Annotated in this window: 17 protein-coding genes; 9 read left to right on the plus strand and 8 right to left on the minus strand. The window is 72.3% G+C overall.

Annotated features, from left to right (window positions below; translation table 11 throughout):
• Positions 1-60 precede the first annotated feature (60 nt).
• The 3 genes from KBX43_RS00590 (at position 61) to KBX43_RS00600 (ending at position 4,936) form a co-directional block, all read left to right on the plus strand.
• The gene (locus KBX43_RS00590) at positions 61-1,503 is read left to right on the plus strand and encodes an RICIN domain-containing protein (protein WP_210882263.1); all 1,443 of its coding nucleotides are present in this window, start codon (positions 61-63) and stop codon (positions 1,501-1,503) included.
• A 285-nt stretch (positions 1,504-1,788) separates the two neighbouring features.
• Positions 1,789-3,444: a glycoside hydrolase family 43 protein gene (locus KBX43_RS00595; RefSeq protein WP_187692950.1), complete on the plus strand. Its 1,656-nt coding sequence runs from the start codon at positions 1,789-1,791 to the stop codon at positions 3,442-3,444.
• A gap of 151 nt (positions 3,445-3,595) precedes the next feature.
• On the plus strand, positions 3,596-4,936 hold the full coding sequence (locus KBX43_RS00600) for a cytochrome P450 (RefSeq protein WP_210882265.1): 1,341 nt from the start codon (positions 3,596-3,598) through the stop codon (positions 4,934-4,936).
• Between the two features lie 64 nt (positions 4,937-5,000).
• Here KBX43_RS00600 and KBX43_RS00605 read toward each other — a convergent pair whose 3' ends face one another.
• The 7 genes from KBX43_RS00605 to KBX43_RS00635 are packed head-to-tail and all read right to left on the minus strand — an operon-like array spanning position 5,001 to position 12,642.
• Positions 5,001-6,191 (minus strand): acyltransferase, encoded by a 1,191-nt coding sequence (locus KBX43_RS00605; protein WP_210882267.1) that lies wholly within the window; start codon positions 6,189-6,191, stop codon positions 5,001-5,003.
• Positions 6,188-7,504 (minus strand): glycosyltransferase, encoded by a 1,317-nt coding sequence (locus KBX43_RS00610; RefSeq protein WP_043322978.1) that lies wholly within the window; start codon positions 7,502-7,504, stop codon positions 6,188-6,190. Before KBX43_RS00610 ends, KBX43_RS00605 begins: the two co-directional genes overlap by 4 nt.
• A 20-nt stretch (positions 7,505-7,524) precedes the next feature.
• Positions 7,525-8,445, minus strand: a complete 921-nt coding sequence (locus KBX43_RS00615; protein WP_043322980.1) for a diacylglycerol kinase family protein — start codon at positions 8,443-8,445, stop codon at positions 7,525-7,527.
• Positions 8,432-9,427, minus strand: a complete 996-nt coding sequence (locus tag KBX43_RS00620) for an NAD(P)-dependent oxidoreductase (RefSeq protein ID WP_210882269.1) — start codon at positions 9,425-9,427, stop codon at positions 8,432-8,434. Before KBX43_RS00620 ends, KBX43_RS00615 begins: the two co-directional genes overlap by 14 nt.
• Positions 9,427-10,476 (minus strand): thiamine-monophosphate kinase, encoded by a 1,050-nt coding sequence (locus tag KBX43_RS00625; protein WP_069088338.1) that lies wholly within the window; start codon positions 10,474-10,476, stop codon positions 9,427-9,429. The genes KBX43_RS00620 and KBX43_RS00625 overlap by 1 nt, the downstream gene beginning before the upstream one ends.
• 1 nt (position 10,477) lies before the next feature.
• A complete protein-coding gene (locus KBX43_RS00630) occupies positions 10,478-11,464 on the minus strand; it encodes a UbiA family prenyltransferase (protein ID WP_043322989.1) in 987 nt (328 codons plus the stop codon).
• On the minus strand, positions 11,461-12,642 hold the full coding sequence (locus KBX43_RS00635) for an aminotransferase class I/II-fold pyridoxal phosphate-dependent enzyme (protein WP_199744108.1): 1,182 nt from the start codon (positions 12,640-12,642) through the stop codon (positions 11,461-11,463). Before KBX43_RS00635 ends, KBX43_RS00630 begins: the two co-directional genes overlap by 4 nt.
• Before the next feature lie 816 nt (positions 12,643-13,458).
• Here KBX43_RS00635 and KBX43_RS00640 point away from each other — a divergent pair.
• The 3 genes from KBX43_RS00640 to KBX43_RS00650 all read left to right on the plus strand — a co-directional run bounded on the left by KBX43_RS00640 (position 13,459) and on the right by KBX43_RS00650 (position 15,526).
• A complete protein-coding gene (locus KBX43_RS00640) occupies positions 13,459-13,851 on the plus strand; it encodes a VOC family protein (RefSeq protein WP_043329945.1) in 393 nt (130 codons plus the stop codon).
• A gap of 48 nt (positions 13,852-13,899) precedes the next feature.
• Positions 13,900-14,550 carry a M23 family metallopeptidase gene (locus KBX43_RS00645; RefSeq protein WP_069088341.1) on the plus strand — a complete coding sequence of 217 codons (651 nt, stop codon included), beginning with the start codon at positions 13,900-13,902 and terminating at the stop codon, positions 14,548-14,550.
• Positions 14,551-14,707: 157 nt separating this feature from the next.
• Complete coding sequence (locus KBX43_RS00650; RefSeq protein WP_307851452.1) at positions 14,708-15,526, plus strand: endonuclease/exonuclease/phosphatase family protein; 819 nt, start codon at positions 14,708-14,710, stop codon at positions 15,524-15,526.
• Here the strand turns inward: KBX43_RS00650 and KBX43_RS00655 are convergent.
• The gene (locus KBX43_RS00655) at positions 15,506-16,333 is read right to left on the minus strand and encodes an SAM-dependent methyltransferase (RefSeq protein ID WP_043322995.1); all 828 of its coding nucleotides are present in this window, start codon (positions 16,331-16,333) and stop codon (positions 15,506-15,508) included. The two genes, KBX43_RS00650 and KBX43_RS00655, sit on opposite strands and share 21 nt — an antisense overlap.
• 255 nt (positions 16,334-16,588) lie before the next feature.
• Between KBX43_RS00655 and KBX43_RS00660 the strand changes: the two genes are divergently transcribed.
• The 3 genes from KBX43_RS00660 (at position 16,589) to KBX43_RS00670 (ending at position 23,770) form a co-directional block, all read left to right on the plus strand.
• Positions 16,589-19,729 carry a BTAD domain-containing putative transcriptional regulator gene (locus KBX43_RS00660; RefSeq protein WP_210882274.1) on the plus strand — a complete coding sequence of 1,047 codons (3,141 nt, stop codon included), beginning with the start codon at positions 16,589-16,591 and terminating at the stop codon, positions 19,727-19,729.
• Positions 19,730-19,845: 116 nt separating this feature from the next.
• Positions 19,846-21,546 (plus strand): bifunctional 3-(3-hydroxy-phenyl)propionate/3-hydroxycinnamic acid hydroxylase, encoded by a 1,701-nt coding sequence (locus KBX43_RS00665; RefSeq protein WP_210882282.1) that lies wholly within the window; start codon positions 19,846-19,848, stop codon positions 21,544-21,546.
• Between the two features lie 199 nt (positions 21,547-21,745).
• Positions 21,746-23,770, plus strand: a complete 2,025-nt coding sequence (locus KBX43_RS00670; RefSeq protein WP_210882284.1) for a hypothetical protein — start codon at positions 21,746-21,748, stop codon at positions 23,768-23,770.
• Positions 23,771-24,115: the final 345 nt, after the last annotated feature.

A 24,115-nucleotide genomic window follows, 5' to 3' on the forward strand; every position in this document is an offset into this window, starting at 1 on the left:
CGCCGCAGGCGCACCCCCCGCACCACCCACCCACCACCACCGTCCACCGGAGGAGTCCCCGTGACAACGGCTCTCACCACCACCGAAAGGCGCCGGCGGCACCGCTGGCGGTCAGTGGTCGCCGCCGCCGGCGCCCTCGTCGTCGGCACCGTCGGCGCGGTCGTCGCATCGCCCTCGGCCCAGGCCGCGACCATCGACACAGGCGCGTACTACGTGCTGGTCAACCGCAACAGCGGCAAGGTCCTCGACGTCCGGGACACCTCGACCGCCGACGGCGCGGTGATCCAGCAGTGGTCCCGCAACGACGGGGCCTGGCAGCAGTTCCGCTTCGTCAGCTCCGGCAGCGGCTACTACCGCCTGCAGAACCGCAACAGCGGCAAGGTCGTCGACCTGTGGGAATGGAACACCGCCGACGGCGCCGAGTACCGGCAGTGGCCCGACCTCAACGGCACGAACCAGCAGTTCCAGGTCCTCGACTCGGACAGCGGCTACATCCGTCTGATCAACAGGCACTCCAGCAAGGCCCTGGAGGTCTGGGAGCGATCGACCGCCGACGGCGCCCGGATCAGCCAGTACACCGACCTCAACGGGTGGAACCAGCAGTGGCAACTGGTGCCGATCGGCGCTGGCAGCCCCGGCACGCCCCAGACCGGGCTGGTCGGCTGGGCCACCCAGAACGGCGGCACCACCGGCGGCGGCAACGCCGCCGTCACCACGGTGACCAGCGCGTCCGCCCTGTCCAGCGCGCTCGGGTCGTCCAGCGCCGCGGTCATCCGGGTGTCCGGCACGATCTCCTGCTCCGGCATGCTGCGGGTCCGCTCCAACAAGACGATCCTCGGCAACGCCGGCGCGACGATCTCCGGCTGCGGATTCACCGTCAGCGGCGACCGCAACGTCATCGTCCGCAACCTGAACTTCCGCAACTGGAACGATGACGCGATAAACGTCGAGCAGTCGGCCACCAACATCTGGATCGACCACAACAGCTTCACCAACGGGTACGACGGCGCTGTCGACATCAAGCGCGGCTCCGACTTCGTCACCGTGTCCTGGAACCGCGTCTACGGTCACGACAAGTCGATGCTGCTGGGCCACAGCGACGACAACGGCAGCCAGGACGTCGGGCACCTGCGGGTCACCTACCACCACAACTGGTTCGACGGCTCCAACCAGCGCCACCCGCGGGTGCGCTTCGGCAACCCGGTCCACGTCTACAACAACCTCTACAGCAACGTCGGCGGCTACGGGGTGGCGTCGACGATGAACGCCGGGGTGCTCGTGGAGGGCAACTACTTCGAGAACACCGCCGACCCCTACCACCGGGGCGAGGGCTCCTCCGGCCCCGGATCCCTGGTCGCACGCAACAACTGCTTCGTCAACTCGGGGGCCGGGCAGGCCGGAGGCAGCGTCGCCGGCATCCCGTACCCGTACACGATGGACGCCGCCTGCGACGTGAAGTCCGTCGTGACGGCGGGCGCCGGCGCCGGCCGGATCAGCGTCTGACCGCGCGCCGCCTGGCGCCACCACGTCACCGGCTGGGCCGGCCCGGGCTTTCTCGGGCCGGCCCAGCCGTCGGAAGCAGGGCCGGGCCGGGCTCTCATTGCGGGGCCGCCGAGGGGGTGACGGGATGAACTATCGGAAGAAGTTCCGGAAACAGAAAGCGCTAACAGAACACAGATGTACTGGTCGTCGACATTGTCACTAGAACGCTTCAACGGATAGTCTGTGCCGGTCGGGCGATCGAAGTTCGCCGAAACTTTCGACAAGCTACCGCTACGGAGAAGCGACATGACGACCGCAACAAAGAGCCCCGAAACAGCCGGGCCCCACGGCGGCGAGGTGCGCGGCCGTCTGATCCGAAATCCGGTTCTTCCCGGCTTCAACCCCGACCCGTCGATCTTGCGCGTCGGCACCGATTACTACATCGCGACGTCGACCTTCGAGTGGTACCCGGGTGTCCGCCTGCACCACTCGACCGACCTGGTGCACTGGCGCCCGCTCGGCGGCGTCCTCACCGAGCGGCGTCTTCTCGACCTCACCGGAGCGGGTGACTCCTGTGGCGTCTGGGCGCCCGATCTGTCCTATGTGGATGGCGAATTCCATCTCCTCTACGCCGACGTCGCCAGCTTCGCCAGCGGGTACTGGGATCCCCAGAACTACCTGGTGACCGCGTCCGACCTGGCCGGGCCCTGGTCGGATCCGGTGGTGCTGCACGGGCGCGGGTTCGACGCGGCGTTGTTCCACGACGAGGACGGCACGACCTGGATGCTGTCGATGACCGCGGACTGGCGGCCCGGCCGCGACCGGTTCGCCGGCATTCAGATCCAGCAGTACGACCGTGAGGCCCGTCGCCTCGTCGGCGCCGAACGGGTCATCTTCCACGGCACCACGGTCGGCGTCACCGAAGGGCCGCACCTGTACCAGAAGGACGGCTGGTACTACCTGGTGACCGCGGAGGGTGGCACGTCCTGGACGCACCAGGTGACAGTGGCCCGCTCGCGTAGCCTGTTCGGGCCGTACGAGGTCGATCCGGCCGGCCCGATGCTCACCTCGCACGGTCGTCCCGAGCTGGAGCTGCAGAAGGCCGGCCACGGCAGTCTCGTGTCCACGCCGGACGGGCGTTGGTACCTGGCGCACCTGACCGCCCGGCCGTACACCCCACTCGGCCGGTGCGTGCTCGGCCGGGAGACCGCGATCCAGGCCGTGCAGTGGCCGGAGGGGGAGTGGCCGCGCATCGAGGGCGGGGTACCGGCGGTGACGGTGCCGGTGCCGGGCGAAGCCGAGCCGGCAGAGGATCCGACGGAGGACCGGGACGACTTCACCGGGCCGGTGCTCGGCCCGGAGTGGTCGACGCTGCGCCGCCCCGCCACTGCGGACTGGGTGGACCTCACGTCGCGTCCGTCGTACCTGCGGATCCAGGGCGGGCAGTCGCCGGTCGGCCGCCAGCGTCCGAGCCTGGTCGCGCGCCGTGTGACCGCGCAGCAGTGCGAGCTGACCGCGCACATGCGCTTCGAGCCGGCCAACTACCGCCAGCTCGCCGGCGTCACCGCCTACTACAACACCCGCAACTGGCACTTCGCCTACGTGACCGCCGACGACGACGGGCGCCCGGTACTCGAGGTGATGTCGTCCGACAACGGCCGGCGGGCCATGCACGACGCGTGCCGCGTCGAACTGCCGGAAGCGGGGGAGATCACGCTGCGGGTCACCTTCGACGGTCCCCGTGTCACGTTCGCCTATCAACCAGCCGGCGCGGCGCACTGGATCGGGCTGCCGGCGGAACTGGACGCCACCATCCTCTCCGACGAGTACGCGGCGACGCTCGTGGACGGTGAGCCGGAGGGCTGGGGCTTCACCGGCGCGTTCGTCGGCCTGTGGGTACAGGACCTGGGCGCCGAAGGCGGATACGCGGACTTCGACTGGGCCTCGTACCGCTCCTGGTGACTAGTGGCCGGCCTGATCGCGGCCGGGTGTGTGCGCCGTCCCCGGCGTCCGCGCCCGGCCGCGTCGCGTTGCGCACCCGGTCGGTCGACGTCTCGGCGCGGCACGTGGAAACATGGTCGACGTACGTCGATCGATCGAACGGGGGATCATCGTGACGACGCAATTGTCAAAGGCCGCCGTCGTGCCGGGTCCGGCCGGGCATCCGCTCCTCGGCATGCTGCCGGCGCTGCGCCGCGACCTGCTGGGCACGATTCTGGACGGCTTCCACACGTATGGCGACGTGGTGGCGTACCACGTCGGACTGCCCCAGGGGCCGCGCGCCGTCAGCATGGACGTGGTGAACGTGCACCACCCCGACGGCATCCACCAGGTCCTCACCACGCCGCAGGTGTTCAGCCGCCGCGCGAGCGCGTACGAGATCCTCCGCGAGTTCATCGGCGAGGGCCTGCTGACCAGCGACGGAGACCGGTGGCTGCGACAGCGGCGGACGCTGCAACCGCTGTTCACGCCGCGCCGGGTGGCCCGCTACACCGAGCTGATGACCGAGGAGGCAGCCCGCGTCGCCGACGACATGGCGCTCACCACGGGATCCGTCGTGGACCTCTACCAGGTGATGCAGCGCTACACCATGCGTGTCGTCGGCCGGGCGCTGTTCGGCGACGACATCGACGAGGTCGTACCCCGTCTGCAGGAGCTCATGCCGATTCTGGGCGACCTCGCGCTGGCGCGCGCCCTGCAGGTGGTCAAGCTGCCGCTGAGCTGGCCGACGCCGCGGGCACGCCGGATCGGGCAGGTACGCGCGAGTCAGTACGAAATCGTCGACCGCATCATCGCCGACCGACAGGGCCGGGCGGTCGGGGAGGGCAAGGAGGATCTGCTCAGCCGGTTGTTCGCGGCCGAGGATCCGGAGACCGGGCAGGCGCTGTCCATCGAGGAGATCCGGGACCAGGTCCTGGTGTTCCTGCTCGCCGGCCACGAGACGACCTCGGCCGGGCTGGCCTTCACCATGCACCTGCTGGGCCGCCATCCCGACGTGCAGGAGCGGGTCGCGGCCGAGGCCGCCACGGGCGACGGGGAACTGGTGCGGGCCGCGGTCCTGGAAGGCATGCGGCTGTACCCGCCCGTGTACAGCATGGAGCGGATGTCCGAGACGGACGTCGTCGTCTCCGGTCACCGGATTCCCGCCAACACCAAGGTGGTACTCGCTCCCTGGGTCACGCACCGGCACCCGGAGTTCTGGCCCGAACCCGAGCGTTTCGAGCCCGACCGGTTCCTCGGCCGGCAGGAGCGGCCGCGCTATGCGTATTTCCCTTTCGGTGGCGGACCGCGTAGCTGCATCGGGGAACACTTCGCGCTGCTGGAGATGACCGTACTGCTGAGCGCGTTGCTCGCCCGCTATCGCGTCGACACGCGCGACGAGAGGCTGGAGCTCGTACCGATGGTCACTCTGCGTCCGGCCGGCGCGGTCCGGGCCACGCTGACCGTCCGGTGAACCGCGCCCTGGCTGATCCGACGGGGTCAGCCAGGGCGCGTCCGGCTCCGGTGAGGGTCGGTCGCTACGTGACCCGCGACCCTTCGCCCTTCGCGGCGGGCACCGCCTCGACGGCTGGTGGAGCGCCAGTCACCGCGGCGGGCCGGGGATCGGCGGCACGCCTGCGGGGCCTGGCGAACCGGCGCATCATCGGCCGTTCCACGCTGACGTGCAACAGCGACGCGAGGCCGAGCGTCACCAGGTACGCGCCGACCATGACGGCCAGCGCAGCGGCGACACCGAAGCCCTCCGGGGACATGTTGCCGGCGCCGTACAGCACCAGGATGTGGATGAGATAGAAGGCGAAGGACGTGTCGCCCAGCCAGCCGGCGACCGGCCCGCGCAGTGGTGAGCGGTGCCCCTCGACGTCGGCCCGGGCTGCGGCGGCCACCAGCAGCGCGAGCGGGACGACCATCGCCGCGACGACCGAGTAGAGCAGCGGCACGACCTCGGAGACGCCGTAGAAGGCCAGCGTGACAAGTGCGGCGGCGGGCAGGCTCAGCCGGAACCACAGGCCCTGCATGACGAGCCGGGCGATGACGATCCCGAGGAGGAAGTCCAGCATCCGGATCAGCGGAAACTGTTGCACGAACCAGAACTGCGGAAATGCCGCATCCGCATAGGTGTACGTCGGCTCGGCGGGAAGGAACGCCGTGGAGACGACGGGGGCGACGAGCATCGCGGCGACGATGCCACCGGCGATCCACCAGAGCCAGACGGCGGAGAGCCGCCGGAACCCGGCGAGCAGCCACGGGAACGACGCATAGAAGAAGATCTCACAGCTCAGCGACCAGCTCGGCGGATTGATTCCGTTGAAGATGAACTCGTCCGGAATCCAGCTCTGCACCAGCGTGATGTTCGCCAGCGTCGGCCACAGCGGCGCGCCGCCCCGGATCAGGACCATGAGAACGACGACCACGGCGCACACGACCAGATGGTTCGGCAGGATCCGGGCGGCCCGGCGGCGCCAGAACTGGCGCTTCGGCTCGTGCTCCGGAGCCGACCAGGTCAGGACGAAGCCGCTGAGGATGAAGAAGAAGCCGAGGGCGGCAGAGCCGGTCCGGCTGAGGACGGCGAACCACCAGTCGTCGATCCGGCCGTCGGCGAAGAAGCCGAACAACGTCGTGTGGGAGAAGAAGACCGTCACGGCCGCGATCCCCCGCAACCCGTTGAGCGTCGGCAACTGCCGGGCCATGCGGCCCGCCTGCTGTGTCATCGGCGGCCACCCTCCGTGGTGTCGGACAACTCCTGTCGGCGTACCGGCCGGCGCGTCCGGAACGCCTGCTCCGCGATGCCGGCCGCGCGCCGTACGCCGTCCAACTCCGCAATCCTGCGCTTGTAGTGCTGGGCCTTCGCCCGGTAGGCGGGGTCGCCGCTCACCCTGTCGACGGCCGCACGAAGCCGCCCCGGAGTCACCTTGTGCACCGGGATGAACTCGCCCGCGCCGAGGTACTTGAGCCGGGCCGCCACGCCCGGCTGGTCGTTGCCCACGGGTAGCGCGACCATCGGCACGCCGTGGGCGAGGGACTCCAGCGTGGTGTTGATTCCGGCGTGCGTGATGACGAGGGACGCCCGCGCCAGCAGGTCGAGCTGTGGTGCGTACCGCACCACGATCGGGTTGCCGGCCAGGTCGGCCGGCGGCTCGACATCCGTGCTGCCGAGGGAGACGACCAGTTGCGCGTCGAGTCCGGAGCACGCCTGGGCGATCGCCCGGAATATGTGCGGGAGGCGGTTCTGGAGGGTGCCCATCGACGCGTAGATCAACGGGCGACCGTCGAGCTTCTCCCACGGGAAGGACACCGGCTCGGTGCTGTCCTCGTCATGGAACGGCCCGGTGTAGTGGAACGTGTCCGGCAACCGGGTGCGCGGGAAGTCGAAGAACGGCGGCTGCTGGGTGATCTGGGCGAGGTCCGAGCCGTCGTTGACTCCCTTGACCGGCGGCAGGCCCCATGCGGCGCGACGTTCGTTGATCCGTTGCACCACCGGCCGGATGACCCAGGCGATCACCTGGTCGCCCAGCATGTTGCGCACGCGCGCGAGCAGTGAGGGATGGTACGGCCACGCCGTCATGAACGGTGGTACACCCGGCTCGGTGTTCAGCGCCAGCGCGTTGCAGACGTTCACGACCGGAAGGTCGAGGTGTTCCGCGACGGAGTTGCCCGCGCCGTAGACCTGGTCCACCAGCAGCGCGTCAATGCCGTGCCGCTGCACCAGCCCCGGTAGGTCCCGCAGGAGGACCTCGACCTCCCGTACGTAACCGCGGACGATGAAACGGATCGCGGCGAGACCGGTCAGCCGGCCCTGTTCCTCGGAGAAGCGGGCCAGTGTGCCGACCGGAAACTCGCGCTCGCCGATCGGTGCGAAGGCGAACCCGGCCGTGAACGACCTCGTCCCGGCGTCCGGCAGGGAGACCAGGGTGACCCGGTGGCCGCGTCGGAGCAGTTCCCTGCCGAGCGTCGCCATCGGGCTGAGCTGACCGGTGTAGTCGGGGACCACCAGTCCGATGTGGAACGTGTTCGGGGCAGGCATGTCTCGCTCCCTCGCTGGGCTCATACCACAGTCGTCAGACGCGACTGATGTATCGAAAACTCGGCCGGGGTACGTCCGACGATCTCGCCGTCCACCTCCACCGGCAGCGGACTGTCCGCGTCGACACGCACGGTGCGCACCTCCTGCCGGTGGATCGCCGGGTGTCCCGCGGCGGCGCCGCGGAACACCCGCCACATCAGCCCGGCCACGCCGGCCCGGCCCACGCCGGCCACCCGCACCGCGTCCAGGTAACCCGCCCGCGGCGGCTCGGCGCGGCCGAAGGTCAGCCCGCCGGCGAAGTACGGCACCTTGAGCACGGCCAGATTGGTGATGATCTGGTGCGACGGTTCGCCGTCGAGTTCCAGCCGCACCGCGACGGGCCGCCAGCGGGCCAGCGTCCGGATGCTGGACGCCGTCTCGGCGAGTTGGAGGTTGAGCCGCTTGAGGACCCGGTTGGCCGGTGTCTTCTCGGTGAACCGCTGGCCGATCACGCTGATCAGCCCGACCGTGCAGCTGACGAGGAAGTACCTGTGGCCCCGGGTGCCGTCGGGCCGGGTGAAGGTCACCTCGCCGACATCGGTCTCCCGGTCGCGGGCGCGGTCGAGCAGACCGCCGAGGTCGGCGACCGGCCGCAGGCCGCGGGCGAAGTCGTTGCAGGTGCCGGCCGGCACGTACGCCAGCCGCACCTTCTCCCCGCCCGCCACCAGCACCCCGTTGGCGACCTCGGACAGTGTGCCGTCACCACCGACCGCCACCACCGTGCCGTACCCGTCCTCCACCGCCTGTCGCCCGAGCGCGATGCCGTGCCCGGGGTGGCGGGTGAACCAGCAGTCCGCCTCGGGTAGCTCGGTGGCGATCCGCTGCTCGATCGTGCGCCCGCGCTGGACCCCGGAAGCGGGGTTGACGATGCAGACGGCCGGGCCGCGCTCACCGGCCGCCATGTGCCTGCTCCTTCGTCAGGTCCGCCAGGGAGTGGCTCAGCGCCTCCGCGAAGCCGACCCGTGGTGAATAGCCGATCGACCGGATCCGGCCGACGTCGTACCGCATTCCTCCGGCGACGGACCGGACCGCGTAACGGGTGAGCAACGGCCGGCCCGACCCGGTGCCGATGCCGGCGAGCCCGGCCAGTTCGGACAGCGCGCCCACGGCCAGCGCCGCGCCGAACGGGACCGACGAGGTCGGTGGCCTTGCCCCGATCCGCTCGGCCACCGCGGCGAACAGCCGCGCCAGGGTCAGGCCGTACGAGTCGCCGACGATGAACCGCCCACCCGCGCACCCGGGTGCGGTGCCGGCCAGCACGATCGCGTCGGCCAGGTTCGCGCTGTACGTCAACTCGATCGGGGGCGCGCCGCGGTCGAACTGGACGAGCTTGCCGTCTCGCAGTCCGCGCACGAGCTCGGGCAGGAAATTGCGGTCACCGGGTCCGAAGACCCAGGCGGGGTACACCACAGTGACGTCCAGGCCGTTTCCGTGGTACGACCACGCCACGTCTTCCCCGGCAGCTTTCGACAGCGGGTACGGGTATCGCGGCACCCGCCGCGGTGACGCCTCGTCGATGACCTTCGCGGCGTCGAAACCGAAGACGTCGACGGTGCTCAGGTAGACGAACCGGGAGACGCCGCAGCGTCGCGCCTCGTCCAGCACCGCCCGGGTGCCGTCCCGGTTCACCTGCCAGATGCGAGGGCCGGGCCGCCAGTCGGTCAGATCGGCGGCCGCGTGCACCACGAGGTCGACGCCCGCGCAGGAGCCACGCAGCGAGTCCGGATCGGTCAGGTCACCGAGGTGCGCCGCGTACGTCGCGTGGTCCGGTGCGGGCGTCCGCACCAGCCCTCGTACCGACCAGCCGTTCTCCGCGAGCGCGGCCGCGACCGCGCGGCCGACGCAGCCGGTGACACCCGTCACCAGCGCGACACGGGACCCCATCACGAGCCGCCCGTCAGCAGTGCACGCAGGTCGGCGAGCAACGACCCGGCCGGGTCGAGCGCCCGCATGCGCGGCAGCAGGGTGCGCAGGTCCCGGCGCTGGCCTGACTCGTCGATCAGCAGCAGTTCCGGGCCGGCGACGAACTGTCCCACGTGCGCGGGCTGGAGGCCGCGCTCCGACATCGCCCGGGAGCATCGCTCCGCGTCGGCCGGATCGATCGCGTACAGCAGCTCGAATTCGCCCCACTCCGCGGCAGCCGAGCACCACCGGGGCAGGCGGGCCGCCTCCGCGACGGCGGAGGCGATCGGCGCGTACACCTCGTCGTGCAGCACCACCTCGACCCCCAGGCCATTGAGCTCGGCCAGGCTGACCGCCGCGCTCAACAGGCCGTCGCTGGTGTCGATGCACGCCCGGGCGTACCGGCGCAGTGGATCGCCCGCGGCCACCCGCGCCTCGGGCAGCCACGGATCGCCCGCCGCCGTGCCGCCCAGCGCCAGGGTGCGGAATCCGACCGCGTTGCCGGCTCCGACCGGACCGGTCACGTAGAGCGCGTCACCGGGCCGGGCGCCGAGCCGGCTCAGGACGGAACCGCGGCGCAGCGTACCCAGGGCACACGAGGTGAAGCTCTCCTCGTTGGCCCAGTTCGTGTCACCGCCAACGACGTGGCAGCCGTAGCGTTCGGCGGCCTCGGACGCGCCGCGCCCGAACTCGCGGGCGTCCTCGAGAGTCCATCTGTCCCGGCGCAGCGAGCAGGAGACGAGCACGGCGACCGGGTCGGCGGCCACCGCGGCGAGGTCACTCACGCTGACGGTGGTGGTCAACCACCCCTTCGCGTACGGCGTGGTGGCGGTGGCCAGCTCGGCGCCGTCGTTCAACGTGTCGACGGTCAGTGCCAGGAGCCCGCCGGCGCCCAGATCGAGGAGTTCGGCGTCGGCCTCGAAGGCGTTGTTGAGCTGCCGGGGCGACCGGACCATGCACTCGCGTATCGCGGTGATCAGGCTGCCCTCGGCCGCGTTCAGGGACAGCCGGTTCCAGGCGGTGGAGGTCATGTCATGCCTGCCGGGAAGACTGGGTCGCGCGCAACGTCAGCTCCAGATAGGCCATCATCGGAACGGCGACGACGAGGAAGAGCGTCGGCCGGTGCAGCGCGCCGAGCGACAGGAAGAACAGCGTGGTCGCCCTGATGAACCAGACCAGCGCCTCGTACGCGCGGGTCTCCGGCGCCCTGATGAGCGTCACGAGACTCTGCGTGAACCCGAGCCCGGACGCGACGAGCAGCGCCCAGAAGACGACCTCGGCATAGGTGCCCGCGCGATCGGCGCCCGCCACGGCCGCCGCGCCCGCGGCCACCACGGCCACGACCGGGAACACCACGGCGATCCGGCTGGAGGCCCTGGTCCCGATGGCCACCGGCAGCGTCCGGTAGCCCGCGACCCGGTCGCCTTCGATGTCCTTGAAGTACCCCACGAGGCAGAAGCCACTGAACGCGACCGCGACGAGCGCCGTCTGGAACCAGGTCACCGCCGGGATGTCGAGCCATCCCGCGTCGGGTCGGACGGCCACGGCGCCGAGCACCGTGAACAGCGCCATGTCGACGCCGTTGACGAGGTTGCCCAGCATGGGGATGCGCTTGGTCCAGGAGTAGACCAGGTGACCGCCGATCGCGATGACGCTCCACAGGGCCAGCGTCGGTGCGACCACGACAGCCACCAGCATCAGCGCGGTGGACAGCGCGAGCGTCAGCCCCAGCCCGACGTGGGGGTTTATCAGCCCGGTGACGAAGGGGCGGTCCGGCGCGTTGACGGCGTCGGCCTTGCGGTCGAACCAGTCGTTCATCACCACGCCGACGCCGTATCCGAGGGTGCAGAACAGCAGCCCGATCACGATGCTCGCGGCGCTGGCCCCGACCGGCGGCGCCGTCATGCCGACCAGACCGGCCGACAGCGAGAAGGGCACGAAGTGGAGCCGCCACATCCGCGCCCAGGCCACCAGCAGGTCCCGGGTGCTGACTGCGGGTTCGAGCCGGCTGACGGTCATCGGTCCTCCAGGTGCATCAGGTCGCGGACTTCGGCGAACGCGGCGACGACGCGCTTGAGCTGCTCCGACGTGTGCGTGGTGGCGAAGCTCGCCCGCAGCCGAGGCGAGGCGGCTGGGGGGACCACGGCGTTGACGTACACGCCGCGGTCCAGCAGGCTGCGCCACGCGAGCAGGGTCTGCTGGACGCCGTCGAGCCGCACCGACACGATCGGCGTCTCACTCGGTATCGGGTCGTAACCCAGGGCGGTGAGCTCGCGACGCACGTACGAGGCGTTCTCGACCGCCTGCCGGCACAGCCACGGTTCCGCCCGCAGGATGCGCAACGCGGCGTAGGCGGCGGCCAGGTTCGCCGGCGGCGCGGATGCGCTGAAGATGAGGCTGCGCGCGTGGTGGCGGAGGTACTCGATGACATCCTCCGGACCGAGCACCGCGCCGCCGATCGACGCCAGCGACTTGCTGAAGGTGACCGTGACGAGGTCGACCTGATCGGTGACGCCGAAATGGGCGCTGGTGCCCCGGCCGTCGGCCAGCACGCCGATGCCGTGCGCGTCGTCGACGAGCAGGCGGGCGCCGTACTGCCGGCACAGCCGGACCACCTCGTTCAGCGGGCACAGATCGCCGGCCATCGAGTAGACGCCGTCGACCACGACCAGCCGGCCGGCGTCCGAGGGGCCGGCCGCCAGCTGCCGCTCCAGGTCGGCCATGTCGTTGTGGGCGAACCGGCGGGTCTTCGCCCGGCTCATGCCGCAGCCGTCGTAGGCCGAGGCGTGCGCCTCGCGGTCGAGGATGACCTCGTCGTGACGAGACAGCAGCGACGCGATGACTCCGACGTTCGCCTGGTAGCCGGTCGGGAACACCAGAGCGGCCGGCATGCCGAGGAACTCGGCCAGCTCGTGCTCCAGCTCCTCGTGCAGAGGTGTGTTGCCGTTGAGCAGCCGAGAGCCCGTACGCGACGACCCGTACGCCTCGATCGCCGCCTGCGCCGCTGCTTTCACCTGGGGGTGGGAGGTGAGTCCGAGGTAGTTGTTCGAGCCGCACATCAGGATGTCGCCGTCCCCGGTCTGCGCGACGGTCGCGTCCTGCCCCTCGAAAGGAGTGAAGTACGGGTAGAGCCTGGCCGCGCGAGCCTCCCTGCTCTCGGTGTACGACCGGCAGCGGCCGAAGATGTCCACTGTCACCACGTTCGCGTAACCCCTCTCGTCTGGTACCCCGTGTGCATCAGGTCATCGGGCGGACCTGCTGCCCCAGCTGTCGGCGAACTCGCTCCGGACGGCGGCGCACCGCCGACCGGTTCCGGCCGGCACGGAACCGCTGTGCGGAGGGAGGTGGGCGATCGGACGCGGACGGCGTACGGAGGCTCTGCGGGTGGGTGCCCGCCGAGGCGGGCCCGGGCTCTCGCCGCAGGGTGGCCGGACCTGCCCGGCGGCCTGGCGCAACGGCGCGCCGACACGCGGTGGCGGGTTCGCCCGGGTGAACGACGGCCGCCGGCCGCGGTTCGGCCATTCCGAATGCGAGCGGGTGATCCGGGCAGCGCGGCCTGCACTTCGATCCGGGGCCGGCGATATCAGCCGGCATCAGGCCATCAGGCTTGCGAAGGCTCTCGGAAGCCAGGACCAGAACCAGAAGACGCGCTTCTACAGCAGCCCGATGAAAACGGTATTTCGACGGCAACGCATAGACCGGTACCTCCCCCGTTCCGCTGTCGACATTCATCAGCGGCGAATCGCTAAGCGATCTCTCTGGGGCAGGATGCTACGCCGGATCCGCAGCGCGAGTCCACCCCGCTTCGGGCGCGGGTTCCTCCCGGGCGCGGGGTCCACGCCGGCTTCCGGTGCGGTGCGCAGGGCGGTGATCGAGGGCTTGAACAGGGGTCATCCGGCCGGTTCGACAAGATCAACGAATAGTCGTCAATGAATAACCCGCATCTTCGTTCCGGCTGCCCGGCTTTGACCGGTCGCGCATCGGGCAGGCGAATCGGCGGGAGAATGTGGATAATGATCGTCGTGGCGCATCGCAGCAGACTCTCGACGATCCTGATCGACGTGCCGGGCGGTGAGGCGCCCGCAGCCGCCGCCTTCTGGTCGACGGCACTCGGCGTTCCGGCACGTACAGTCCCCGACGAGCCGCAGTTCACCTCTCTGCACGGCGCGTTGCCCGGCCTGGTGCTCGCGATCCAGTCCGTGGACGAGCCGGCTCGATATCACGTCGACATCGAGACCGACGACGTCGAGGCCGAAGCACGCCGGCTGATCGCCCTCGGCGCTGTCGAGGTCGGCCGCTGGCTGGAGTGCATCACCTTACGGGCTCCGGGCGGTCATCTCGTGTGTGTCATCCCGTGCCACAGCGATCCGAAGACCTTCGAGTCCCTCTCCCAGGCGTGGGAGTAGGCGCGCGGCCACGCAGGCGTCCGCATGGCCCGTGTCATGCTCGAAGCGATGAGCACCCAGCGTCCGCGCGACCCACGTCCCCTCCGTCGGCCGCGCCGCCCCCTGGCCCGCGTCGCGTTGGTCGTCGGCGTCCTCGCCGCGTTGGGCGCCGTCGCTGTGGTCGTGGTGCCGCTGCTGCGGCCGCCGGGCCCGCGACCGGCCTTCCAGCTCCCGGTGGCCTGCGGTGAGACGTGGCGCCTGTCGACCTATCCCGGGCACGACGACTACGACATCGACCTGTTCCCGGCCCGGGGCGAGGCGTGGGGACGGCCGGTGCTGGCCTCCGCCGCCGGCACCGTCACCGTGGCCGGGGTCAACGGTTCCCTGGGTGGTCGCACCCCGCAGGACCCGAACGGGCCGAAGGGGCGCGGCGGCGGCTACTGGGTGAAGATCGACCATGGCGGGAAGTGGGAGACGCAGTACCTGCACCTGCTCGAACCGCCGCTGGTCGAGGCCGGTCAGCGGGTGGCCCGCGGCGATCAGCTCGGGCGGGTCGGCAGCACCGGGAACTCCGGCGCCCCGCACCTGCACTACGAGCAGCGCCGGGGCTGGGAGAAGGTGGAGGCCCACTTCGACGGCGTGCCGTCCGGCATCACGTCCGACGACCGCGAGTACACCGTCCGGCTGACGAGCGCGAACTGCGACCAGGGTCGCCGGTAGCCACGGTTCGGCGTACCACCGGGGTCGCGCCGGACGGCGGCGAGAGCGGTCCCGGCGATAGGATCACCGGCACCCGCCGCCCGTACCCGCTGGAGCCCCGCTGTCCCGGCCGCCCGCCACCCGTCCCGCCCGGCGTGCCCGCCGGGCGTTGGCGCTGGTGTGCCTGCTCGTCGTGGCCGGGCTGCCCGCCGGGTCGGCGCCGCTCGGCGAGCCCGGGTCCGGGACGCTGCGGGTGCTCCAGATGAACCTCTGCAACAGCGGCCGGGCCGGCTGCTACACCGGCCGGGCCGTCCGCCAGGCCGCCGAGGTGATCGCCGTCGAGCGGCCCGACCTGGTCACGCTCAACGAGATCTGCCGCGACGACGTGGAGACGCTGGAGCGCGCGCTGCGGGCCGCCCGTCCCGGCGGCACGGTGGTGTCCGCGTTCCACGCCGCCGGTGACCGCCCCAACGCCGCGCCCACCTACTGCAACAACGGCCAGCCGTACGGGATCGGGTTGGTGACCCGTCTCGACGCGCGCGGTGCGCGGCCCACAGTGCACCGCGGCACCTACCCGGCGCAGGATTTCGCCGACCCGGAGGAGCGGGTCTGGCTCTGCCTGCGGGCCGCCGGGCTGCTGCACGCCTGCACCACGCACCTGGCGAACACCAGCGGTCAGGTCGCGCTGGCCCAGTGCGCCCAACTGGTCGGCGCGGTGGTGCCGGCGATCCGCCGCGACGGCGGGTACGCGCCCACAGTGCTCGCCGGTGACCTCAACCTGCGCGTCGGCGGCACGCCGGACGTGCGGTCGTGCGTGCCGGCGGGTTACCGGCGGATCGACGACGGCGCCCGGCAGCAGATGGTGACGACGGGCGACGTCACGATCTGCTGCCACCGGCCGGTGGACATGCGCGGGACGACCGACCATCCGGCGCTGCTGGCGACGGTGTCGATCGACGGCGAGCCCGCGACGGACCTACGGTTTGCGGGCGAGTAGCCCGACGAACGTGTGGTAGGTGTCGGTCTGCTGCGGCGCGGGCGCGCCCGGATCCGGACGCCACTCGGCCAGCGGCACCAGCCCCGGCTCCAGCACCGTCAGCCCGTCGGCGAAGGCGAGGATCTCCTCGTCGGTACGCCAGCGGCCGGTGCCCAGCGACTCGTTGAAGACCCGCTCGACCTCGCGCGCCTTGCGGGAGCCCTCCGGGTCGCGCTCGCCTGGGTCGCGGAAGTGCGAGATCGCCACGTAGCTGCCGGACGGCATCGCATCGATCAGCTCCGCCGCCACCGCGCCCGGGTCCTCGTCGTCGCCGAGGTGGTGCAGGATCGCGAAGAGCAGCAACCCGATCGGCCGGTCGAAGTCGAGGAACCGGCGGACGTCCGGGTCGTTGAGGATCTCCTGCGGTGCCCGGACGTCGGCCTGGATCACCGTCGCGGTGCCCTCCGCGGCGAGCAGCGCCCGCCCGTGGGTCAGCACGATCGGGTCGTTGTCCACGTAGACCACCCGGGCGGCCGGGTTGTGCTCGGTGGCGACCTCGTGCACGTTGCCCTGCGTGGGCAGCCCCGAGCCGAGGTCGAGGAACTGGTCGATGCCCGCCTCGGTGACCAGGAACCGGATGACCCGGCGCAGGAACGCCCGGTTGGCCTGGCCGGCGGCGGGCCCGTCCGGCGTGATCCGCAGCGCGTGCTCGGCGACCTTCCGGTCGACCTCGAAGTTGTCCTTGCCGCCCAGGAAGTAGTCGTAGACCCGGGCGACGCTGGGAACGTTGAGGTCGATGCCGGGGGGTGCCGCCTTGTCGCGGGTCACAGGCGTCTCCATTCGATTCTGATCAGCGCCGCCCGCCGGTGGGGTTACGGGCGTTTTCGGGGGAGTGTAGCGACCGGACGGCCCGAATTGTGGCCCCGGCTGGTACCGCTCCCACGGCGTCGGGCCGTCACCAGCACGTTCACCGTGCGACACGCGGAACGCGCCGGACCGGAACCGGTTCGCCGATGTCCGATGTGGCGTTCACACTGCCATACTCGGCATCGGACATGTGAACATCGTCGTAAGGGTGATGGCGTGCGGTTCCGGGTGCTGGGTCCGCCCGGCATCGACCGGGACGGGCGAGGCGTGCCGCTCGGCGGGCCGAAGCAGCGGGCCCTGCTGGCCCTGTTCCTGCTGCGGCCGAACCGGTTCGTCGCCGCCGACTGGCTGGTCGAGGCGCTGTGGGACGGGCGACCGCCGGCCAGCGCCCACACGACGCTGCGCACCTACGTCGCCGGACTGCGCCGGGCGGTGGAGCCCGAGCGGTCCCACCGCGAGCCGGCGCGCGTCCTGCGCAGCCGCCCCCGGGGGTACGAGCTGCGGGTCGAGGACGATGCCGTCGACGCGATCCGATTCGGACGCCTGGTGGACCGGGCGGCGGACACGCTCGCGGCCGGGCAGCCGGCGGTCGCCGAGCGGACGTACGCCGAGGCGCTGGCACTGTGGCGGGGCGAACCGCTCGCCGGCGTCGGCGAGCTGAACGCGGTGCGTCCGGAGGTGGCGCGGCTGACCGAGCTGCGGCTCACCGCCGAGGAGGGCCGCCTGACGGCTGCCGTCGCGGCCGGCCGGCACGCGCCGCTGCTGGCGGAACTGCGCCGCTTCGTGTCGGCGAATCCGCTGCGCGAGGGGGCCCGCGCGCAGTTGATGCTGGCGCTGTCCCGGTCCGGCCGGCAGACCGAGGCGCTCGCGGCCTTCGACGAGGGCCGCCGGGTCCTCGCCGCCGAGTACGGCCTCGACCCCGGTGAGCAGATGCGGGCGGCGCACCGGCTGATCCTGGAGCAGGCCGTACCGGCGCAGCCCGGACCCTCGGCGGTGGCCGGCCGGCAGGTCGTGCGGGCGGCCGGGCCCGCGCCGGCGCCGGCCGAACCCGAACCGGGCCCGGCCGCGGAGTCGCCGCGGCGGCACGCGGACCCGCTCGTGGGGCGCGGCGCCGAGCTTGCGCTGCTGCGGGAGACGCTCGACGCGGCCACCCGGCGCGGCGGGCGGGTGCGGGCAGTGGTGGGGGAGGCGGGCATCGGCAAGACCAGCCTCGCCGCGGCGCTCGGCGACCGGGCCGCCACCGGCGGCGTGCCGGTCGTCTGGGGTCGCTGTCCCGACGTCGGGCAGGCGCCACCGTTCTGGCTGTGGAACCAGGTGGTACGCGCGCTCGCGGCGATGCCGGACGCCGGCGCCACCGGCTCGGCGAGCCGCCTGGGCGGGTTCGCCGCCGGATCGCTGCCCGGCCCCGCGGAAGGCGGCGGCCTCGACCCCACGGCGCGGTTCCAGGTGTACGAGGCGGCGTCCGGCCTGGTGCACGCGGCGGCCCGGCGGCACGGCCTGCTGGTCGTGCTGGACGACCTGCACGCCGCCGACCCGGACTCGCTGCTGTTGCTGCGCTACCTCTCCGCCGGGCTGTCCACGTCCCGGGCGCTGGTGGTCGCAACGCTCCGTCCGTACGACAACGACCCGGCCCTGGTGGCGACGGTCGCCGAGCTGGCGCGCGGCCGCGACTTCGGTCAGCTCCGGCTCGCCGGGCTGGACGCCTCCTCGGTCGCCACCCTCGTCCGGCGCCGGACCGGGGTGGCGCCGCCGGAGCCGGTGGTGGCCCGCCTCGTCACCCGCACCGGCGGGAACCCGTTCTTCCTCACCGAGCTGCTGCGGTCCCGCACCGACGCGGCGGCCGACGCGGAACTGCCGCCGAGCATCCGGGACACGGTACGGCTGCGGCTCGTCGGGCTGCCCGAGCCCGCCCGACGCTGCCTCGACCTGCTCAGCGTGGCCGGACACGACCTGGACCTGCAGGTGATGGTGGCGGCGCTGGACACCACCGCACCGGCGGTCGCCGAAGCGCTCGCCCCGGCGTACACGGCCGCGCTGGTCACCGAGGCGGGGCCGGGCACCGTCACGTTCCGCCATCCGCTGATCGCCGAGGTCACCTACGCCGAGCTGGTCCCGCCGCGCCGGGCCGCGTTGCACGCCCGGCTGGCGCGCGCGTACGAGCGGGCCGCCGGTGTCGCGCCGGCCGAGCTGGCCCGCCACTACGGTCAGGCGATCGGCCTCGGACACGGCGAGGACCACCTGCGGTGGTCGCTGCGCGCCGCCGACGACGCGACGCGGCGGGTCGCCTACGAGGACGCGCTCGGCCACCTCGAACGCGCCGCGCACCGGCTGGCCCCGGCCGCGCAGACCTCGCCCGACGCGGCGTCCACCGAACTGACCGTTCAGCTGCGCCGCGCGGCGCTGTTGCAGATGACCGTCGGCGTCGGCAGCGACGCCGTCGACCAGGTCTGCGCCCGCGCCCGGGAGCTGCTGACGCTCGTCGGGCCGGACACCGACCTCCGGCACGCGCTCTGGGCGCTGGGTGAGCTGGCCGCCAACCGGGCCGAGTTCGCGATCTGCGCCGACCTCGCCGGGCGCCTGGTGCGGTCCGCGGACGACGGCAGCGGGCTGATCGCCGTGGCCGGTGAGTACCTGCTCGGCGCGGTCGGCTACTTCACCGGCCGTCAGGCCGAGGCCGAGCGGCGGCTCAGCGCCGGCATCGAACGGCTGCGTACCGTCGACCGGGCGCTGCTGCGCCGGGAGGTCGGCCGGCGGCCGGTGCTGGCCTGCCACAACTTCCGGGCGCTCGTGCGGTCGATGCGCGGCGACCCGGCCGGCGCCCGGGCGGACATCGCCGACGCCGAGGCTCTCGCCGAGGAACTGGACGACCCGTACGGCCGGGCCAACGCGGCGCTCTACGCGGCCTGGCTGGCGATGCAGGAACACGACGTCGACGCGGCCGACGCCGCGGGACGGCGGTGCCGGGACATCGGCCGGGCCACCGGCCTGCCGCACATGACGGCGACCGGCGCGTACTTCCTGGAGTGGGCCGCCGCCCGCGCCGGCGACCACGGCCGGCTCGACGCGATGCGCGCCGCCGCCGACGGGTTCTACCGTCCCGGGTTGCGGTCCACCCGCACCATCACGTGTGCCGCGATGGCCGAGGCGTACCTGACCGCCGGTCGCGCGGAGACCGCCGCGACGCTGGCCGAGGAAGGGCTGGCCGTGGCGGACCGGTTCGGTGAGCGCGTCGTCGTCGCGGAGCTGCACCGGATCCGTGGGGTGGCGCGCCGCGACCGCGCGGAGTGGGACCTCGGCGCCCGGATCGCCGCCGACCAGGGCGCCGCACTGCTGCGGCAGCGGTTCGCGACGTTCTGACCGGTGTGGCGGCCCGCCTCCACGCCTTCTCCACACCCTTTCCACGCCGGGCTGGTGCCCTGGTCGGCGTCGGACGGCCGGAGCCGTCCGGGACCACGTTCCGAAAGGGCATCACGATGGGATCAGTTCAGCCGCCGGATCGCCAGGCCGTCCAGGAGGTCGACGTCGCCGTCATCGGCTGCGGGCCGGTGGGCGCGCTCACCGCGAACCTGCTCGGCGCCCGCGGCGTCCGCACGCTCGTCGTGGAGCGCAGTGCGACGGCGCACGGCCAGCCGCGGGCCTTCTCCTGCGACGACGAGGCGATGCGCATCTACCAGCAGGCCGGCCTGCTCGACGAGATCCGCGACGCCACTGTCGCGCCGCCGCTCGTGGAATACGTCAACGGCGCCGGCCGGGTCTTCGCCCGGATGGCGCTGTCCGAGACGGACTTCGGGTACGGGCACGCGCCGCTGCGCTTCTTCGACCAGCCGCGGCTGGAACACACGCTGCGTACCGGGCTGGACCGGTTCCCGCACGTGCAGCTCTCGCTCGGCACCGAGATGGCCGGCCTCACCCAGGACGAGGACGGGGTCACCGTGCTGCTGTCCGACGTGGCCACCGGGCAGCGGCGGACGGTCCGCGCCCGGTACGTGCTCGGCTGCGACGGCGCGCGCAGCGCCACCCGTGCCGCCGTCCGGATCCCGCTGTCCGGGGCGAGCTACGCCGAGCCGTGGCTGGCCGTCTCCGGCGACGTGCCGCCCGACGCGGTACGGGTCGGGGACACCCGGTTCGTCTGCGACTGGCGGCGTCCGGCGTTCGTGTCCCCGGGCGCGGCCGGCAGCTACCGGATGGAGTTCATGCTGCGCCCGGGGGAGACCGAGGACGAGATGCAGCGGCCCGAGACCGTCGCCGCGCTCGTCTCGCCGTACGTCGACCCGGACCGGTTCACAGTCACCCGCGCGGTGGTCTACACCTTCCACCACCTCATCGCGCGACGGTGGCGGGAGGGACGGGTGTTCCTGCTCGGCGACGCCGCCCACCAGATGCCGCCGTTCATGGGCCAGGGCCTGTGCAGCGGCCTGCGCGACGCGGCGAACCTGTCGTGGAAGCTGTCGCTGGTGCTGTCCGGCGTCGCCGACGCCGCAGTGCTCGACACGTACGAGATCGAGCGGCGCCCGCACACGGTGGAGATGGCGCGCACGAGCGTCCGGCTGGGGCACGTCTTCCTGGCCCGCAACCGGGTCACCGCCGGAATGCGCGACGCCGCGCTGCGGGCGGTGCAGACGATCCCCCGGGTACGGCGGTTCGTGGAACGCTTCGAGTTCAAGCCGGTGCCGGCGTACCGGCGGGGCCTGATGGCCGGCGGGCGGCGCGCCGGCGTGGTCGGGACGATGTTCCCCCAGCCGCGGGTCCTCGTCCCGGGCGCGCCCGGGGAGCGCCTGCTCGACGAGGTGCTCGGCGACGGTTTCGCCGTGCTCGGCCGCGCCGGCGTGGACAACCCGCTCGGAGCGTGGCGGCCGGGGCTGCCGGCGCGGTTCGTCGCGGTCCACCCGAGCGGTACGTCGCTCGCCGACCTGCCGGATCCGCTTGCCGGCTCTCCGGCACCCGGCGGGCCGGACCGGGTCGACGTGGTGGACGCCGAGGGGGTGCTCGGCGGGTGGCTGCGACGGCACGGCGCCGACCTGGTGGTGCTGCGGCCGGACCGGTTCGTGTTCGCCATGGTGGCTGCCGGTGGGATCGAGCAGGCCGGGCGGGACCTGTCCGCCGCGCTCGGCGCGCCGGACGGAGGCCGGAGCCGGGCGGACACCCCGGGACTCGCGGCGGCAGCCGATTCGTGACCGGACGCCCGGCAGTCGTGCCTCCCGGGGCCTCTCGTCGTCCACAGCGGACGGCACGGAGGTCACCCACCACCACCCGCCCTGGTCGTACCAGACCTCGTGGACGGGGCACGCCCTTGCCGGGATGCGTGCACGCGCGTAGGAAGAGCACCACCATCCACCACCGTCGTACCACACTCCGATGCCGAAGGAGACGCGCGTGCCCACCCCCAGACGGCTCCGTCTCGCCGTGTCCGCGCTGGTGACCGTATCGGCCGTGTTGCTCGGCTCCGGCGCCGCCGCGGCGCCGCCCGCGCCGGCCGCGAACCGGTCCTGCGACCCGATCGACCCGGCGGCCTGCCTGCTGCCGTTCCCCAACGACTACTTCACCGTGCCGGACCGCAGCACGCCGACCGGCAAGCGGGTGCGGTTCGCCGTCTCCGCGATGCCGGCGAACGTGCTCGGCGTGCCGATCGACCCGGCGGAGTGGAACCGGCAGGACGGGTTCAGCCCCGGCTCGCCGATCCTGGCGCGCGTACCCGGTCTCGACGCCACGCGGACCCGGATCGCGCCGGTCACCGACGTCGCGCGCTCGCTGGCGCCGGACGCGCCGATCGTGCTGCTCGACGCCCGCACCGGGCGGCGTACGCCGTACTGGGCCGAACTGGACGCGCACGCCGCCGGCAACCCGGACCGGCAGGTGCTGATCATCCGGCCGGCGGTCGCGCTGACCGAGGGCGCCCGGTACGTCGTCGGCCTGCGCGGCATGCGCGACGGCGACGGCGCGCTGATCCCGGCCCCGAAGTCGTTCCGCAGTTACGTGACCGGCGCGGGCCTGGACCGGCGTGACCCGCGCGCGCCGCAGATGAAGCGGATCCTCGCCGACCTGAGCCGGGCCGGCGTCAAGCGGCACAGCCTCTACCTGGCCTGGGACTTCACAGTCGCCAGCCGGCACGGTCTGACCGGGCGGATGCTGGCGGTCCGGGACGGCGCGTTCGCCGCGCTCGGCCGCCGCGCCCCCTCGTTCACCGTCACCCAGGTCACCGACTACACGCCCGAGCAGGACCCGCTGATCGCCCGGCAGGTGACCGGCACCGTCGCCGTGCCGTCCTATCTGACCGGTGACGGGGGACCGGGCTCCCGGCTGCACTACGGTCCGCCCGGCGGCGACGGCACGCCGCCGACGCCGAACGCGCTGCCCACACCGTCCGGCACGACGGTGGCGGCCGACTTCGTCTGCAACATCCCGCGCAGCGCGTCCGCCACGAAGCCAGCCCACCTGTCGCTCTACGGCCACGGGCTGCTCGGCCGGCCCACCGAGATCAACGCCGGCAACGTCAAGACGATGTCGCAGACGTACGACTTCACCTTCTGCGCGACCAGCTGGATCGGCATGGCGGCGGCCGACGTCCCGTACGTGGCGGGCGCCTTCACCGACCTCAGCGCCTTCCCGGCGGTGGCCGACCGGCTCCAGCAGAGCTTCCTGAACTTCCTCTTCCTCGGCCGGACGATGATCCATCGCAACGGGTTCGCCGCCCACCCGGCGTTCCGCGACGCCGCCGGACGGCCGCTGATCGACGTGGCCGGCGGGCTGCACTACGACGGCAACAGCCAGGGCGGCATCAACGGCGGCGCGCTGACCGCCATCGCTCAGGACTGGACCCGCTCGGTGCTCGGCGTGCCCGCGATGAACTACTCCACGCTGCTGCAGCGCAGCGTCGACTTCGCTCCGTTCCAGACCGTCCTGGACGGCTACTACCCGGACAAGATCGATCAGCAGCTCGTCTTCGGGTTGTTGCAGATGCTGTGGGACCGGTCCGAGGCCAACGGGTACGCCCAGCACATGACCGACCGGCCGCTGCCGCGTACCCCGGCGCACCGGGTCCTGATGCACGTGGCCTTCGCCGACCAGCAGGTCTCCACCGCGGCGGCGGAGGTGCAGGCCCGCACCATCGGCGCCCGCCTGCACACCCCGGCGCTCGCCGACGGCTGGTCACCGGACGTGCGCCCGTTCTGGGGCATCGCGCCGATCCGCAGGTACCCGTACGCGGGCTCGGCCATGGTGGTCTGGAACAGCGGCGCGGCGTACGCGCCACCGCCGACGAACCTCGCCCCGGCCGGACCGGAGTACGGCGAGGACTCGCACGAGTTCCCCCGCGCGCAGCCCGGCGCGCAGCGGCAGAAGGCCGTCTTCCTGCTCACCGGCAAGGTGATCGACGTCTGCCCGGGCCGGCCCTGCCCGTGACGTCCGGACCGGGCGTGCGATGGCGCACGCCCGGTCCGCCGCCGGGGGAGTGGCGCCACCGGCAGCGGCGCGCGGCGTCTGATCGCTGACAGGTGAATCAGCGATTGGATATCCCGCGTCTTTACGGCCAGATCCCGAACAAGACCTCATTATCCGGCTCTTCTCCGCAGTAGGAACTGTCTCCGATAAGGCGCCGATTCCACATGAGACGGACATGTCCCTCCAGTCCGTGATTGCGGCGCGGGTGGATGAGGCCGGCCGGCACGGGCTCCTGGGCGAGAAGTCAACCCCGTGGATCAGGGCAATTTTGAGGACTTCTTCCTCTTGTTTTTCCCCACTCCTTTC

It is taken from the genome of Micromonospora sp. C41, from assembly GCF_018070485.1.
GTDB classification, from domain to species: Bacteria; Actinomycetota; Actinomycetes; order Mycobacteriales; family Micromonosporaceae; genus Micromonospora; species Micromonospora chalcea.